15 protein-coding genes and 1 other RNA gene are annotated in these 14,534 nt (G+C 68.3%); 7 read left to right on the forward strand and 9 right to left on the reverse strand.

The features are described 5' to 3' along the window. The first annotated feature begins 48 nt into the window (after positions 1-48). The 6 genes from I6N91_RS08015 to I6N91_RS08040 all read left to right on the forward strand — a co-directional run bounded on the left by I6N91_RS08015 (position 49) and on the right by I6N91_RS08040 (position 5,341). Positions 49-798 carry a class I SAM-dependent methyltransferase gene (locus I6N91_RS08015; protein WP_198812067.1) on the forward strand — a complete coding sequence of 250 codons (750 nt, stop codon included), beginning with the start codon at positions 49-51 and terminating at the stop codon, positions 796-798. A gap of 32 nt (positions 799-830) precedes the next feature. After that, positions 831-1,736 carry a metal ABC transporter solute-binding protein, Zn/Mn family gene (locus I6N91_RS08020; protein ID WP_198812068.1) on the forward strand — a complete coding sequence of 302 codons (906 nt, stop codon included), beginning with the start codon at positions 831-833 and terminating at the stop codon, positions 1,734-1,736. Continuing rightward, positions 1,733-2,485, forward strand: a complete 753-nt coding sequence (locus I6N91_RS08025; protein ID WP_198812069.1) for a metal ABC transporter ATP-binding protein — start codon at positions 1,733-1,735, stop codon at positions 2,483-2,485. Before I6N91_RS08020 ends, I6N91_RS08025 begins: the two co-directional genes overlap by 4 nt. 1 nt (position 2,486) lies before the next feature. Further along, positions 2,487-3,398, forward strand: coding sequence for a metal ABC transporter permease (locus I6N91_RS08030; protein ID WP_198812070.1), 912 nt, complete (start codon positions 2,487-2,489; stop codon positions 3,396-3,398). After that, positions 3,399-4,136 (forward strand): metal-dependent transcriptional regulator, encoded by a 738-nt coding sequence (locus tag I6N91_RS08035; protein ID WP_198812071.1) that lies wholly within the window; start codon positions 3,399-3,401, stop codon positions 4,134-4,136. Positions 4,137-4,240: 104 nt separating this feature from the next. Next, on the forward strand, positions 4,241-5,341 hold the full coding sequence (locus I6N91_RS08040; protein WP_198812072.1) for a glutamate--cysteine ligase: 1,101 nt from the start codon (positions 4,241-4,243) through the stop codon (positions 5,339-5,341). Between the two features lie 12 nt (positions 5,342-5,353). Here I6N91_RS08040 and I6N91_RS08045 read toward each other — a convergent pair whose 3' ends face one another. From I6N91_RS08045 to prfB, 9 genes are all read right to left on the reverse strand, one after another. After that, a complete protein-coding gene (locus tag I6N91_RS08045; protein WP_198812073.1) occupies positions 5,354-7,120 on the reverse strand; it encodes an alpha-glucosidase in 1,767 nt (588 codons plus the stop codon). Between the two features lie 51 nt (positions 7,121-7,171). Then, positions 7,172-7,393, reverse strand: a complete 222-nt coding sequence (locus I6N91_RS08050) for a hypothetical protein (RefSeq protein ID WP_120165139.1) — start codon at positions 7,391-7,393, stop codon at positions 7,172-7,174. A 166-nt stretch (positions 7,394-7,559) separates the two neighbouring features. Next, positions 7,560-7,927: a transfer-messenger RNA gene (gene ssrA, locus I6N91_RS08055) on the reverse strand. A 146-nt stretch (positions 7,928-8,073) separates the two neighbouring features. Further along, positions 8,074-8,445, reverse strand: coding sequence for a hypothetical protein (locus I6N91_RS08060; protein WP_198812074.1), 372 nt, complete (start codon positions 8,443-8,445; stop codon positions 8,074-8,076). Beyond that, entirely contained in the window at positions 8,445-8,918 is a 474-nt protein-coding gene (gene smpB, locus I6N91_RS08065) for an SsrA-binding protein SmpB (protein WP_120165137.1), read from the reverse strand. The genes I6N91_RS08060 and smpB overlap by 1 nt, the downstream gene beginning before the upstream one ends. A 66-nt stretch (positions 8,919-8,984) precedes the next feature. After that, positions 8,985-10,484 (reverse strand): M23 family metallopeptidase, encoded by a 1,500-nt coding sequence (locus I6N91_RS08070; protein ID WP_198812075.1) that lies wholly within the window; start codon positions 10,482-10,484, stop codon positions 8,985-8,987. Positions 10,485-10,520: 36 nt separating this feature from the next. Next, the gene (ftsX, locus tag I6N91_RS08075) at positions 10,521-11,435 is read right to left on the reverse strand and encodes a permease-like cell division protein FtsX (protein WP_198812076.1); all 915 of its coding nucleotides are present in this window, start codon (positions 11,433-11,435) and stop codon (positions 10,521-10,523) included. After that, the gene (gene ftsE, locus I6N91_RS08080) at positions 11,432-12,136 is read right to left on the reverse strand and encodes a cell division ATP-binding protein FtsE (RefSeq protein WP_133404986.1); all 705 of its coding nucleotides are present in this window, start codon (positions 12,134-12,136) and stop codon (positions 11,432-11,434) included. The genes ftsX and ftsE overlap by 4 nt, the downstream gene beginning before the upstream one ends. Positions 12,137-12,471: 335 nt before the next feature. Further along, a complete protein-coding gene (prfB, locus tag I6N91_RS08085) occupies positions 12,472-13,590 on the reverse strand; it encodes a peptide chain release factor 2 (RefSeq protein ID WP_198812077.1) in 1,119 nt (372 codons plus the stop codon). A 327-nt stretch (positions 13,591-13,917) separates the two neighbouring features. Here prfB and I6N91_RS08090 point away from each other — a divergent pair, with 327 nt between their 5' ends. Continuing rightward, complete coding sequence (locus tag I6N91_RS08090) at positions 13,918-14,532, forward strand: hypothetical protein (protein ID WP_198812078.1); 615 nt, start codon at positions 13,918-13,920, stop codon at positions 14,530-14,532. Positions 14,533-14,534 lie beyond the last annotated feature (2 nt).

Raw genomic sequence — 14,534 nt, forward strand, 5'->3', positions numbered from 1 at the left:
GCACCCGGCGGCCCGCGGAGGCCCGCACCGGCGCGCAGCGGGCCCCGGATGGACCCCGGCCGCCGCCGCTCGATGGCGGCCGGGTACCTCACCGGCGCCGGCCGCTACGACCGGGTCCGCCCGTCCTACCCCGATCAGATCGTGACGTGGCTGGTGCCGCCGGCCGCCGATTCCGCCGCCGACCTCGGTGCCGGCACCGGGATTTTCACCCGCATGCTGCTCGACCAGGGGCTCACCGTGACCGCCGTCGACCCCTCCGCGGACATGCTCTCCGTACTCGCCTCCCGCCTGTCCGGTGCGGCCGTGCTCACCGGGACCGCAGAGTCCACCGGCCTGCCCGGTGCCTCGGTGGACCTTGTCACCCTCGCCCAGGCCTGGCACTGGGTCGATCCTGCTGCCGCTGCGGCGGAGGCGGCCCGCATTCTCGTGCCGGGCGGCACGCTCGGGGTCCTCTGGAACCAGCTCGACGTCGGCCTGCCCTGGGTCCACCGGCTCTCGCGCATCATGCACGCGGGCGATGTCTACTCCCCCGGGTACCGGCCCGACTTCGGCCCGCTCTTCACTCCGCCCGAACCGCTGAGGGTGCGCTGGACCCAGGAGCTGGACGCCGCCGGCGTGGTTGACCTGGCGAAGTCCCGCAGCTACTACCAGCGCGCCTCCGAGGCCGCCCGGGCCCGGCTCGAAGGGAACCTCCGGTGGTACCTCCACGACTACCTGGCATTTCCAACCGACGCGGTCATCTCGCTGCCGTACTTCACCTACGCCTGGCAGGCCAGGGCCCGCACCGCCTCCCCATAGCGTTACGGACCGCCGAAGCCCTATATTTAGGTATGCCGAAATTCCTCGCGGGCCTCCTGCTGTGTGCGTGCCTTGCCCTCACCGGCTGCGCGGGTGCGCCGGTGCCGGAGCCCGCCGCCGTCTCGGACGACCGGCCCGTCGTCCTCACCACCTTCACCGTGCTCGCCGACCTCGTCGATGAGGTCGGCGGCGGGCACGTCCGGGTGGAGTCGGTCACCAAGGTCGGCGCCGAGATCCACGGCTACGAGCCGACGCCGTCGGACCTCATCCGCGCCCAGGACGCCGACCTCATCCTCGACAACGGGCTCGGCCTCGAGCGCTGGTTCGAGCGTTTCCTGCTCTCGGTCGACGCCCCTCATGTGGTGCTCTCCGACGGCGTTGACCCCGTGGACATCCGCTCCGGCGACTACCGCGGCCTCGCGAATCCGCACGCGTGGATGTCCCCGCTCGCGGCCCAGACCTACGTCGACAACACCGTCCGGGCGCTCTCGGACCTCAGCCCCGAGCACGCGGCGGCCTTCGAGGCCAACGGAGCGGCCCTCAAGGCCGAACTGCAGGCCCTGCTGGAGACCCTGCGGGCCGGTGCCCGCGACACCGAAGGCGCGGCCCTGGTGACCTGCGAGGGCGCCTTCTCCTACCTCGCCCGCGACGCCGGACTCAAGGAGGCGTTCATCTGGCCGGTGAACGCCGACGCCGAGGGCACGCCCCGCCAGATCCGCGCGGTCATCGACTTCGTCTCCCGCCACGACGTCCCCGCCGTCTTCTGCGAATCGACGGTGAACCCCTCCGCGCAGGAGCAGGTCGCCGCCGCCACCGGCGTGAGGCTCGAAGGGCCCCTGTATGTCGATTCCCTCTCCGGCCCGGACGGTCCGGTTCCGACCTTCCTGGACCTGCTGCGCTACGACATCTCCCTGATCACCGAAGGACTTTCCGGATGAGCACCCTTTCCGCCGCCCCGCCGGCCCTGCGGGCCACCAACCTCACCGTGAGCTACAACGACGTGCGCGCCCTCGACGGGGTGGGCGTAATTGTCGAAACCGGCAGCATCTGCGGCCTCGTCGGGGTCAACGGGTCGGGCAAGTCGACGCTCTTCAAGGCCCTCATGGGCCTGCTCGTGCCGGCCGCGGGCACCGTTGAACTGTACGGACGCACCAGCCGGGAGGCCCGCCAGCGCGGCCTGGTCGCCTACGTACCGCAGGCCGAGGACGTCGACTGGGACTTCCCGGTCTCCGTCGCCGACGTCGTCGCCATGGGGCGCTACGGGCTCATGGGCCCCTCCCGGCGCGCCTCGGCCGCCGACCGGGCCGCCGTCGACGCCGCCCTGGAGCGGGTGGGCCTGGCCGGGCTCCGCCGCCGGCAGATCGGCGAACTCTCCGGCGGGCAGCGCAAGCGGGCGTTCGTTGCCCGCAGCATCGCCCAGGATGCGAGGCTGCTGCTGCTCGATGAACCTTTCGCCGGGGTTGACCGCTCCAGCGAGGCGACCCTGACCACGCTCCTTCAGGAACTGCGCGACGAGGGCCGGTCGGTGCTGATGTCCACCCACGACCTCGCCGGTGTGTCCCAGCTGTGCGACTCGGCCGTCCTGCTGCACAACCGGGTCCTCGCCCGGGGCCGGCCCTCGGACGTGCTCACCCCCAGCAACCTCGCGCTTGCCTTCGGCGGCGCCCTCGAAATCCGGGAGCCCTGAGATGGACCTTCTGAACTGGCTCACCGAGCCGCTGCAGTACGGGTTCCTGACCCGCGCCCTGATCGTGACCGTCGCGGCGGCCGTGGTGTCCGCCGTCCTGTCCTGCTGGCTGATCCTGATGGGCTGGTCGCTGATGGGTGATGCCGTCTCGCACGCCGTCCTGCCCGGGGTGGCCCTGGCCTACATCGTCGGGATTCCGTTCTCCATCGGCGCGTTCGTCTTCGGGGCCGGCGCCGTCGCGCTGATCGGGGTGGTGCGCTCGACGACGAAGCTCAAACCCGACACGGTGATCGGCGTGGTGTTCACTGCCTTGTTCGCCGCGGGGTTGGCCATCGTCTCCAGCACCCCCTCGCAGATCGACCTGCTCCACATCCTGTTCGGCAATGTGCTCGGGGTGACCGACGGCGAACTGTGGCAGGTGCTCATCCTCGGCGCCGTGACCCTCGCGGTGGTGCTGTTCAAGCGCCGCGACCTGACCCTGCTGGCCTTCGACCGCACCCATGCCCACGTGATCGGGCTGAACACCAAGTTCCTCTCGGCGCTGCTGCTGGGCCTGCTCGCGCTCAGCGTGGTGGTGGGCCTGCAGGCGGTCGGCATCATCCTCGTGGTCGCCATGCTCATCACCCCCGGCGCCACGGCGTTCCTGCTCACCCGCAGCTTCGACCGCATGCTGGTCCTGGCCGTCGGCATTACGGTCGCCGCCTCCCTCGCCGGAATCTACGCCAGCTACTACCTCGATATCTCCACCGGCGCCGCCGTCGTCCTCGCCCAGTCCCTTGTCTTCACCGTGGTCTACCTGGTGGCCCGGCCCAACGGTGTGCTCTGGCAGCGCCTCCGCGTGCGCCGCAGCCGACGGCGTTCCCCTTCCGCCGAGGCCCACGTGGGCGACGCACCGGCCGGGGCGGTGTCCTGAATGGGGCCGAGGAACACTCCGGCCCTGAGCATCGGTTCGGCGAGCGTCCAGGACTACGTCAAGACCGTCTACGCCTTCACCGAGTGGCAGGACAAGCCCATCACGGCGTCGCAGCTGGCCGGGAGGCTGTCCATCGCGGCCTCCTCGGTGACCGAGATGGTCGGCAAGCTCGTGGACCTCGGTCTGGCGGAGCGGGAAAAATACGGCCCCATCCGGCTCACCCCGGAGGGACGCCGGCTCGCCCTGGCCATGGTGCGCCGGCACCGGCTCCTTGAAACGTTCCTCGTGCAGGAGCTCGGCTACCGCTGGGACGAGGTGCACGACGAGGCGGAGGTGCTCGAGCACACCGTCTCGGACGCCTTCATCGAACGCCTCGATGCCAAGCTGGGGCATCCCCACCGCGACCCGCACGGCGATCCGATTCCCACGGCCGATGGGCATATCCGCCTTCCGGCGGCCTTTCCCATCGCCACGCTCGACGACGGGCACCGCGCCCGCCTGGCCCGGGTGAGCGACGACGACCCGGAGGTGCTGCGCTACCTCAGCGGCAGGTCCGTGGGGCTTGACGTCCCACTGACGGTCACCGGCCACCGGCCGTTCGGCGGGGCACTGGCCGTCGTCTTCGACACCGCGGCGGGCCCCGCCCCCGTGGAGGTCAGCGACGCCTTGGCGCAGGCCCTGTGGGTTGAGACCCTCGAGCCCCACCCCGGCTGCGTCATGCCGGCCGCGGCGGGCTGACCGGTCCGGTTTCGGAATGTGTTTCCGGCTGACGTGCCCGGTGTCCTTAGACTGGTCAGGAAATGCCGCGCCACGACCGTTCCCCACGACCCCGGAGCCGCCCCATGACCACTCTCGGCCTTGAAGAGGAGTACCTGCTGGTGGACCCGGCCTCGGGCCTGCCCGTCCACCGCGCTACGGAGATCCAGGAACGGCTCGAGCTGACTCCGGAGATCGACCCGGACGACATCCAGCGGGAACTGCTCAGCTGCCAGATCGAGACCGCGACGCCGGTGTGCAGCACCCTGACCGAGGCCGAGGAGTCCCTGCTGAACTTCCGGCGGCAGCTCGACGCGGCGGCCCGCGAGTACGGGGTGCTCGCCGCGGCGACCGCAACCGCCCCGCGCATCGAGCAGGAGTACCCCCAGCTGACCGACAAGCAGCGCTACCACGAGCTGAAGGCCAGCGCGCCCGGAATCGTGGGCGACCAGTTCGTCAACGGGCTGCACGTACACGTCGGCATTCCCGATAAGGAGACCGGGGTCCAGGCCCTGAACCGGATCCGCCCGTGGATCCCCATTGTCACCGCCCTGAGCACCAATTCCCCGTTCTGGCTCGACCGGGACAGCGGATTCGGCAGCTGGCGGCTCGTCCACTACCGCCGGTGGCCGGTGCAGGGCGTGCCGCCGGTCTTTGAGGACGCCGCCGACTACGAGCGGCGCATTGAGCGCCTCGTCGCCACTGGGGTAATCATCGACCGCGGGGTCCTGACCTGGATGGCGCGCCTTTCCGACCGCTACCCGACCCTTGAGGTCCGTGCCGGGGACGTCCAGCTGGAGGCCCAGGACTCGGTGCTGATCGGTGCGCTCATCCGCGCCCTGGTCACCACCGCCGTCGCTGACGCCGACGCCGACACCCGGTTCCTCGACCCGCATCCCGAACTGCTCGATGCCGCCCTGTGGCAGGCAGCCCGGGACGGGCTCACCGGCGACTCGGTGGACCTGCGCACGGGCACGCTCACGCCGGCCCGCGCGCAGATGGAGCGCCTGCTCGACTACGTAGGCCCCGCCCTTGACGCCGCCGGGGACACCGCCTGGGTGCAGGCGGGCCTGGCGACGGTCTGGGAGCAGGGCACCGGCGCCGAGCGGCAGCGCCGGGCCATGAAGGAAGGCGGGCTGCCGGCCCTGCTCGAGCTTTACTCCTCCACCCTCATCAACGAGAGGTAGCCCGGGCGTCCGTCAGGACACGTCGATGACGCGCACCTCCCAGGGGCGCAGGGTGTACCGCTCCATCGCCGAGGCCCGCCCGGCACCGCCGTGCCCCGCGGCGTCCCGCGGGCTGCCGTCCCGGGCGGTGCCGGCGTCGTCGTCCCCATAATTGCCGAGCAGCAGCGTGCCTCCGCCGAGCCCGGCCGGAAGCCCGAGGGGCTCCCCCGAGACGTTCCCGAGCACCCGGAGCACGGCGCCGTCCAGCGTCCGGGTGAACGCATAGAGCACCGGATGGTCGGGATACTCAAGTTCGAAGCGTCCCCGCTGCACCACCGCGCTGCCGTGCCGCAGGGCGATCAGGCGCTGGTAGAACCGGTAGACCGAGCGCGGGGAGGAGCGGTCGAGTTCGGCGTTGACCGCGGGAAAGTTCGGGTTGACGGCGATCCAGGGGGTGCCGGTGGTGAACCCGGCGTTGACCCCGCCGGTCCACTGGACGGGCGTGCGCGCGTTGTCCCGGCTCATCCTGCGCAGGGCGGCCAGGACCTCCTGCGGGTCCCGGCCGTGCTTCATCGTTGCCTCTTCGTACCAGTTGAGGGATTCGACGTCCCGGAAGTCCTCGATGGAGGTGAAGGGCACATTGGTCATGCCCAGTTCCTCGCCCTGGTAGATGTACGGGGTGCCGCGGTGAAGGTGCAGCAGGGCCGCCCACAGCGTCGCGGATTCGTAGCGGTAGGCGCCATCGTCGCCGAAGCGCGAGACCAGGCGGGGCTGGTCGTGGTTGTCGAGGTAGAGGCTGTTCCAGCCCGTGTCCGCCAGGCCCTTCTGCCACCGGTTCCAGGAGGTTTTCAGGTCGCGCAGGTCGAGCCCCCGGTAGTCCCACTTGCCGCCGGGGCCCTGGTCGAGGCTGACGTGCTCGAACTGGAAGACCATATCCACCTCGGCGCGGGCGGGGTCGGTGAACAGTCTCGCCTCCTCCACCGTGACCCCGGGCATCTCGCCCACGGTGATCAGCCCGGCCCCGCGGCCGGCGAAAACTTCCCGGTGCATCTCGGCGAGGAATTCGTGGATTCGGGGGCCGGACATGAACTGGGGTCCGCCGTCGCCCCACAGGTGCCCGGGCGGGACGGCGCCGTCGGCCAGCGGGAGGGTCTTGGAGAGAAAGTTGATGACGTCCATCCGGAATCCGTCGACGCCTCGGTCGAGCCACCAGTTCATCATGTCGTACACGGCGGCGCGGACCTCGGGGTTTTCCCAGTTCAGGTCCGGCTGCTCCCGGGCGAAGAGGTGGAGGTAGTACTGCCCGCTGGCCGGATCGAGGGTCCAGGTGGGGCCGCTGAAGAACGACCCCCAGTTGGTGGGCTCGGCGCCGGGCTCCCCCGGCGCGAAGCCGGTCCGGGGATCCCTCCACCAGTACCAGTCCCGCTTCGGGCTCTGCGGGGAGGACGCGGAGTCAAGGAACCATGGGTGCTCGTTGGAGGTGTGGTTCACCACCAGGTCCATCACGAGCTTCATGCCGCGGGCGTGGAGGCCCGCCACGAGCGCGTCGAAGTCGGTGAAGGTTCCGAAGACGGGGTCGATGCGCTGGTAGTCGCTGATGTCGTAGCCGTTGTCCTTCTGGGGCGAGGCGTAGATCGGCGACAGCCAGAGGATGTCGACGCCGAGCTCGGCCAGGTAGTCCAGCCTGCCGAGGATCCCGGCCAGGTCGCCGATGCCGTCCCCGTCGGCGTCGGCGAAACTGCGCGGGTACACCTGGTACACGACGGCGCGGGTCCACCAGGGCGCGGGTGTCTCGGTCATGGGCGGCTCGCTTTCGGTAGGGGCATGGCGGTGCCGGCGGGCACCGGGCCGCTACCGGCCCTCATTGCGCCGCAGCAGTCCGACGATGAGGCAGAACAGGCCCAGGGCCAGCGGGACCAGGGTGTAGAGGGTGTGGGTGCCGCCCACGTAGCTCATGATGAAGATGTAGATGAAGCTTCCTCCGACAAGCAGCCAGCCCAGAATGATCAGCGGGCGCCCGCGGTGCGGCGGGGGCAGCGGTGGAAGCCATGACGGCCGATCGGTCGAGCTCATGGCGCCAGTCTAGTGTTGCCGCGCCCGCCGCCGGTGCTTCTCCGGCGGCGGACGGCAACCCGCGCGGGAAGCTGCGGCAGGGGTTAAACTGAACGGCCCCAGGCTCTCCGGAGTCCGGAAGGCCTGGGGCAGGGGTCCTCACACCGCCCGAAGGAGGCGGAGGATCAGGTGGAGATGGCGGGAATTGAACCCGCGTCCGATGCAGTGTTGTCAGGGCTTCTCCGGGCGCAGTTTGCGTCGGTTTTTCTCAGCTCCAGCCATCGTGCAAACAAGTGGCTGCCGAGCTCAGTTGTATAAGAGTCCCCCTGGTTCCTACAACAAAAACCAGGAGCAGTGGCCCTCTAAATGACGCCAGGATCCGGGGCGAGAGCAAACCCGGTCTGACGGACTAGCTAGGCTGCTTAGGCAGCGAGAGCGAAGTCAGTGCGCTTTGATTCGGCACTTATTGTTTTACAGAGAGCGTTAACGAGATAACCCTGTATCCTCGGCCCGCTTCCCCTGTCGCGACTAACATCGTCGAAACCTGTCATCCCCGTATTGAGTTACCAATGTCCGGAACCCGCCGTGAGGTGTGTCCCAGACGTTTAGTGTAACGCATGTGCCGCCGCGGTGATTCCCTGCGGTGCGTCCCTGCGGTGCTTCCCTCCGGGGCTTCCCTCCGGGGGTTGACGGGACCGGCGTCAGAAGCGGATGCCGAGGATGACCACCTGCGCCTGCCACAGGGCGACGACGACGAAGGACACCGTGACGAAGGCGATCCCGAGGGCCGCCAGGGCCGTCGTGGCTGCCTGTTTGCGCCGGAAGCTCCACCAGAACACTGCGGCATTGAGCAGCAGGAGCACCGGGGAAATCCACACCAGCACCTGGGCCAGGTAGATGTAGATCAGGAAGAAGAAGGGAATCAGGGAAAGGATCCCCACCGGAACAATGGCGAACAGGAGGAGCAGGTCCACGACGGCGCCGAGGGTGACCCACCACGGGCGCCTGTAGCGCAGCTCCGATTCGTCGGGGTGCTCGGATTCCTCCTGCGCCTCCCAGAAGACATTGCTCATCAGGCGCCGAGGTTCTTCTCGCGCATTGCGCGCAGTGCCTCGCGGTTGTCCTGCTTTTCGCGCAGCGTCTGGCGCTTGTCGTAGTCCCGCTTGCCGCGGGCGACGGCGAGTTCGACCTTGGCCCGCCCGTTGAGGAAGTACAGCTGCAGTGGCACCAGGGTGAAGCCGGACTCGCGGATCTTCTGGGAGATCTTGGTCAGCTCCTCGCGGTGCAGCAGCAGCTTCCGGCGGCGGCGGGCGGCGTGGTTGGTCCAGCTCCCCTGCGTGTACTCGGGGATATGGATCGCCTCGAGCCACAGCTCGTCGTTATAGAACACCGCGAAGCCGTCAACGAGGGAGGCCCGCCCGGCGCGCAGGGACTTCACCTCGGTGCCCATCAGGGCGATGCCGGCCTCGTAGGTGTCGAGGATTTCGTAGTCGTGCCGGGCCTTCCGATTGGTGGCCACTACCTTCCGGCCACTTTCCTTGGGCACGGCAAACTCCTTCAACAGCGGGGGCGGGCCGGAGCCCGCGTGGAATAAGTGGGTCCTATTCTACGGCTACAGAAGACCGGAAGGATCCACGAGGCTGCCGTTGAGCACCGCCTCGAAGTGAAGGTGGCAGCCGGTGGAGTTGCCCGTGGTCCCGGTGTAGCCGATGAGCTGGCCGGCGCTGACCCGCTGTCCCGGATACACATTGAAGCTGGCCAGGTGGTAGTAGTTCGTCGCCAGGGCGTTGCCGGCCCGCACTCCGTGGTTGAGCACGATCCGGTTTCCGGCGCCCTTCAGGGCATCGGAGTCGGCGTACCAGACCTCGCCCGACGCCGGGGCGTACAGCGGGGTGCCGCAGCCGACCCCGTAGTCGAGCCCGGTGTGGGTGTAGCCGCCGGTGCCGTTGAAGTCGATGCTGCCGATCGGGGTGGGGCGCCAGCCGAAGCCCGAACTGACCGGGCCGTTGACCGGCGCGAGGAGCTTGAAGTCGGACGGGTTTCCCAGGACCGGCGGCTTGATGACCGGCGCGACCGGGGCGGGTGCCACCGGCGCCACCGGGGCGGGGGCCGGACGGTTCTGGGCGGCGGCCTCGGCGGCGCGGCGCTCGTTTTCAATGCGGGCGGCCTCGGCGGCGGCAGCGGCCCGGCGCTCGTTTTCGACCCGCGCGCGTTCCTCGGCCTCGGCCTTGAGCCGGGCCTCCTCGGCCTTGCGCGCTTCCTCGAGGAGGCGGCGCTGGCGTTCGGCGATGTCGGCGGTCACCTTCTCATGGGCCGCTTCGACGCTGGCCAGTTGCGCTTCGATGACCGGCTTCTGCTTCTGGAGCTTCGCCGAGAGGGCCGAGGTGTCGGCGATGAGCGTGTCGACCTTCGCCTTCTCGGTGGCGGCGGCGTCCCGCGCCGCCTGTTCGGCCTGGAGGGCGGCTTCGGCCTCGGACTTCAGGTCCTTGATCTCCGCCTCGACGGCGGTGAGGCGGGCCTGGCTGTTCGCGTTCGTCGCGCTCTGCTGGGAGAGCCGGTCCATCGCCGCGTTCTGTCCGCGCAGCGCCTGGTCGACCATGTCCATGGAGTTGGTGAGGGATTCGGCGCCGTCTGCGCCGAGCATGAGGGAGACGTCCGAGGGGACGCCGCCGTTCTTGTAGGCCTGGGTGGCGATCTGCCCGATCACCTTGCGGGTGTCCTCGATGGCCGCCTTGTCCTTGGCGAGCTGGTCGGCGATCTTCGTCTTGGTTTCCTCGGCGAGCTGCACGCGCATGGCCAGCGCGCTGACCTCGTTGGCCGCGGATTCAACGCGTCCCTGCGCTTCGGCGAGGGCCTGCTGGGCCGCCGGGAGCTGCCCCTGGTACACCTTCAGCTGTGCGATGGTTTCGGTGATGTCCTCATCGAGGTACTCGATGGACTGCTGCACTTCGCTGATCTCCGACTCGAGGGCCGACTTGCGGTCCTCGAGGTCGTCGGCGAAGACGGGCGTACCGAAGCCCAGGGCAAGGGCGGCCGCAAGCGCGATCGAGACCCCCGCCGTCGTACGGATGAAAAAGGGCCGTGGGCCCCGATGCACCGAGCGTAAATCCATGAAATGTACCTGTCCCCTAGTACTGCCGAACCGGCCCTAGACCTTCACGTAGCGCCGCAGGGTCAGGAGTGATGAGACCCCAGCCAGCAGCGCGCCCAGAAGGATGAGCGCCGGAACCAGCAGGAGAACCTGCTGATCCGAAATGAACGCCGTCTCCGGATACTCACGGGCGAGCCAGCCGCCGATGACGAAGCGGGACATTCCCCACAACGCACCGGAGGCCAAGAGAGCTCCGACAACAGCGGCGATTACCCCTTCCAGGATGAAGGGCAGTTGAATCACTGCCTTTGAGGCTCCGACCAGCCTCATAATCCCGGTTTCCCGCCGTCGGCTGAAGGCCGACAGCCGGATGGTAGTCGCTATGAGGAGTATTGCACACACTGTCATCACCCCCGCAACCAGTAAAGCCCCTAGTGAGGCGCGGTTCATGACGGAAAAGACCTTTTCGAGCAGCTCCCGCTGGTCGCTGACGACGTCGACGCCGGGCAGGGAGGAGAACGCCTCGTTGATGACCTCATACTTCTCCGGGTCGACGAGGTTCACCCGGAAGGACTCGGGGAGCTGGTCCGCGGTGACCGAATCGACGATCGGGGAATTGGCGAACTGGTCCTTGAAGTGCCCCAGGGCCTCGTCCTGGGATTCGTATTCGACCGACGCGACGTAGGGGGTGAAGGCCTCCGACTCGAGCATGCCGCGGATGGTGTCCCGCTGCTCCTCGGTGACCGGGCCGGCGGCGCAGCTTGGCGAGGTCGAGTTCTCGACGCACAGGAACACGGCCACCTGCACGCGGTCGTACCAGTAGCCCTTCATCTGGTTGATCTGCAACTGCAGCAGTCCGGCCGCGCCGACGAAGGTCAGGGAGATGAAGGTGACCAGGATGACGGAGATGACCATTGAGAGGTTCCGGCGGAGCCCTGAGCCGATTTCGGAAAGGATGAACGCGAGCCTCATTCGGCCACCGCCTCCGTCTCGCCGATGTAGATGCCCTGGGCGTCATCGCGCACCACCGCGCCGTTGCGCAGCTCGACGACCCGCTTGCGCATGGTGTTCACGATGTCGTCGTCGTGGGTGGCCATGACCACGGTGGTGCCGTTGGAGTTGATGCGGTCGAGCACCTTCATGATGCCCATCGAGGTGGTGGGGTCAAGGTTTCCGGTCGGCTCGTCCGCGAGGAGGATGCCGGGGCGGTTGACGATGGCGCGGGCGATCGCCACGCGCTGCTGCTCACCGCCGGAGAGTTCGTGGGGCATGCGGTTGTTCTTGCCTTCGAGGCCCACGGTCTTGAGGACCTCGGGGACGGTCTCGCGGATGACCGCGCGGCTCTTGCCGATGACCTGCATGGCGAAGGCGACGTTGGCGAAGACCGTCTTATTGGGCAGCAGGCGGAAGTCCTGGAAGACGACCCCGATGCCGCGCCGGAGCCGGGGCACGCGCCAGCTCGGGATGTTGGCCACGTTCTGGCCCGCGACGTAGACGGCGCCGCGGGAGGCGCTGTCCTCCTTGAGCACGAGGCGGATGAAGGTCGACTTGCCCGAGCCCGAGGCTCCGACAAGGAACACAAACTCGGACCGGTCCACCTCGAGGGAGACCGAATCGAGCGCGGGGCGCGACGTGGCGTCGTACACCTTGGTGACGTTTTCGAATCGGATCATGACTACTCTGCGCCCATTGTGTCCAGCCGGTTCACGGGCATTTGCTGGAGGAAGGAAGCACCGGCTCCTCGACTATAGCCACGCCTGTTTGCCTTCCGGGAAAGCCGCACCGTGTGTCGGAAGTGAAAATTGTTGTTTGAGCACCGCCCGAAACGGGACCGCCGCGGCCCGTGAAGCAGCGTTCATGCTGCCTAATATAGGGCACCGCCTGCCCGCCCGTTGAGGAAATTGGGGACTTCGGCAGGAGAGGGGCGCAGGGAACCGGCCCGCAGTGCGGTGGCAGGGTGCGGGCCCGGCACGCGGCGTGCGGCCGCGGGGTGCCTACGGGGGCGCCCCTACTGGGCGTCGGCGTTACGGTTGTTGGTGCGCCAGCGGATGCCGGCGTCGATGAAGTCGTCGATCTCGCCGTCGAACACGGCCGAGGTGTTGCCCACCTCGTGCTCGGTCCGGAGGTCCTTGACCATCTGGTAAGGGTTCAGGACGTAGGAGCGCATCTGGTCGCCCCACGACGCCTTGATGTCGCCGGCGAAGGCCTTCTTCTCGGCGTCCTCCTGCTCCTTCTTGAGCAGGAGCAGCCGCGACTGGAGCACGCGCATGGCGGCGGCGCGGTTCTGGATCTGGGACTTCTCGTTCTGCATCGAGACGACGAGCCCGGTGGGAAGGTGGGTCAGGCGCACCGCGGAGTCGGTGGTGTTGACGGACTGGCCGCCGGGCCCGGAGGAGCGGAAGACGTCGACGCGGATGTCGTTGTCGGGCACCTCGATGACGTCGGTCTGCTCGATGAGCGGGATGACCTCGACGGCGGCGAAGGAGGTCTGGCGGCGGCCCTGGTTGTCGAAGGGGCTGATCCTCACCAGGCGGTGCGTCCCGGCCTCCACCGAGAGCGTGCCGAAGGCGTAGGGGGCCTTGACCTCGAAGGTCGCTGATTTCAGCCCGGCCTCCTCGGCGTAGGAGGTGTCGAGGACCTGGGTGGGGTAGCCATGGCGTTCGGCCCAGCGCAGGTACATGCGCAGCAGCATCTCGGCGAAGTCTGCGGCGTCCACTCCCCCGGCGCCCGAGCGGATGGTGACGACGGCTTCACGCTCGTCCCACTCACCGGCGAGCAGCGTGACGATCTCGAGCTGGTCCAGGGCCTTCCCCAGCGACACGAGTTCCTTCTCGGCCTCGGCCAGGGTGTCCTCGTCGTCCTCGGCCTGCCCCAGTTCGACCATGATCTCCAGATCGTCGATCCGGGTCTGGAGCGTTTCGAGGCGCTCGAGGGCGGACTGCCGGTGGGAGAGCTTTGAGGTGATCTTCTGCGCCGCGGCCGGGTCGTCCCACAGGTCCGGGGCGCCGGCCTCCTCGCTGAGCTCCGCAATGTCCTTGCGGATTCCTTCGACGTCGGAAACCTGTTCGATCGAGGTGTACTTGGCGCGCAGTGCGCGGATCTCTGCGGAAAAATCGGTGGCTGCCATGGTGAGTCCAGCCTACGTCATCCGCACCGGAGGATCCCGTCCGGGTGCGGCGGGCCCGGATCGGGAACCGGCCGGCGGCGCCCCCGGGGGCGGGCCCGGCTCCCGGGCCCGGAAGGCCGGATACCCTCCCTTTAATTGGGTAGGGGCGGGGCCCCAGCTCCCATTGACAGCGCGAAATTCGCGGGCATAGGTTTGCCGCATTGTGCGCCCGGACTGACGGACTTGGACACCCTTTCCCTCAGCGGACCTGTCGCCGCTTCGGCATCCACTGCATATTCAGGCAGGACGCGCTCTCGCTGCTCTCCTGCAACGCTCAGGAGCCCGAAAATGAAAACCCAGACAAAGGTGTGCCTTCCGCTTCTCACCACGCTCTGCCTTCTCGCCGGGTCGGCGTCGGCCGCCGCCCAGGAGGAAGAACCCGCCCCCTGGCCGCCCGCAGACACCGGCGGTGAATATCTTCCCGTTCCCGAGGACTATTACGAGCCTTTCAGCGTCAAGGCGTGCGGCAGCACCGTCACCGTGGCATCCGGCGACGTCCGGGAGGTCGAGTACAAGTCTCGGGTGAAGGATGACGGAAGAACCAAGGTGAAATACCGCGGAGATGCCACCGTTGATCTGACCCGGGCCTCGGACGGTGCGTTCATTGACGAACTCGATATCTCCGGACCGGGCACCCAGCGCATTTCCGCCGATGGGTTGTCCATCGAAGACTCGCTGAAGGGCGCCTCGATCATCTTCCCCATGGGTGACCGGGACGCCCAGGCGCTGGCAGCGGCAGGCTTCCCCGAATTTTTCTACTACGAGGGCGGAACGCTGACCATCGAAGCCCAGTTGTCCGAGGACCCGGCCGCCGTCGAACCCCTCTCGGTGAGGGTCACGACGAACACCACCAGGCAGGTGCGCGATGTGTGCGAGATGCTCGACGAGGCAGGACCGATGTAGCT

Source organism: Arthrobacter sp. MSA 4-2 (assembly GCF_016405885.1).
Lineage (GTDB): Bacteria > Actinomycetota > Actinomycetes > Actinomycetales > Micrococcaceae > Arthrobacter_D.

Excerpts from the sequence above, each read along its gene's own strand:
- I6N91_RS08015 (WP_198812067.1), top strand. The coding sequence starts at position 49 with ATGGACCCCGGCCGCCGCCGCTCGATGGCGGCCGGGTACCTCACCGGC.
- I6N91_RS08020 (WP_198812068.1), top strand. The coding sequence starts at position 831 with ATGCCGAAATTCCTCGCGGGCCTCCTGCTGTGTGCGTGCCTTGCCCTC.
- I6N91_RS08025 (WP_198812069.1), top strand. The coding sequence starts at position 1,733 with ATGAGCACCCTTTCCGCCGCCCCGCCGGCCCTGCGGGCCACCAACCTC.
- I6N91_RS08030 (WP_198812070.1), top strand. The coding sequence starts at position 2,487 with ATGGACCTTCTGAACTGGCTCACCGAGCCGCTGCAGTACGGGTTCCTG.
- I6N91_RS08035 (WP_198812071.1), top strand. The coding sequence starts at position 3,399 with ATGGGGCCGAGGAACACTCCGGCCCTGAGCATCGGTTCGGCGAGCGTC.
- I6N91_RS08040 (WP_198812072.1), top strand. The coding sequence starts at position 4,241 with ATGACCACTCTCGGCCTTGAAGAGGAGTACCTGCTGGTGGACCCGGCC.
- I6N91_RS08045 (WP_198812073.1), bottom strand. The coding sequence starts at position 7,120 with ATGACCGAGACACCCGCGCCCTGGTGGACCCGCGCCGTCGTGTACCAG.
- I6N91_RS08050 (WP_120165139.1), bottom strand. The coding sequence starts at position 7,393 with ATGAGCTCGACCGATCGGCCGTCATGGCTTCCACCGCTGCCCCCGCCG.
- I6N91_RS08060 (WP_198812074.1), bottom strand. The coding sequence starts at position 8,445 with ATGAGCAATGTCTTCTGGGAGGCGCAGGAGGAATCCGAGCACCCCGAC.
- I6N91_RS08070 (WP_198812075.1), bottom strand. The coding sequence starts at position 10,484 with ATGGATTTACGCTCGGTGCATCGGGGCCCACGGCCCTTTTTCATCCGT.
- ftsX (WP_198812076.1), bottom strand. The coding sequence starts at position 11,435 with ATGAGGCTCGCGTTCATCCTTTCCGAAATCGGCTCAGGGCTCCGCCGG.
- ftsE (WP_133404986.1), bottom strand. The coding sequence starts at position 12,136 with ATGATCCGATTCGAAAACGTCACCAAGGTGTACGACGCCACGTCGCGC.
- prfB (WP_198812077.1), bottom strand. The coding sequence starts at position 13,590 with ATGGCAGCCACCGATTTTTCCGCAGAGATCCGCGCACTGCGCGCCAAG.
- I6N91_RS08090 (WP_198812078.1), top strand. The coding sequence starts at position 13,918 with ATGAAAACCCAGACAAAGGTGTGCCTTCCGCTTCTCACCACGCTCTGC.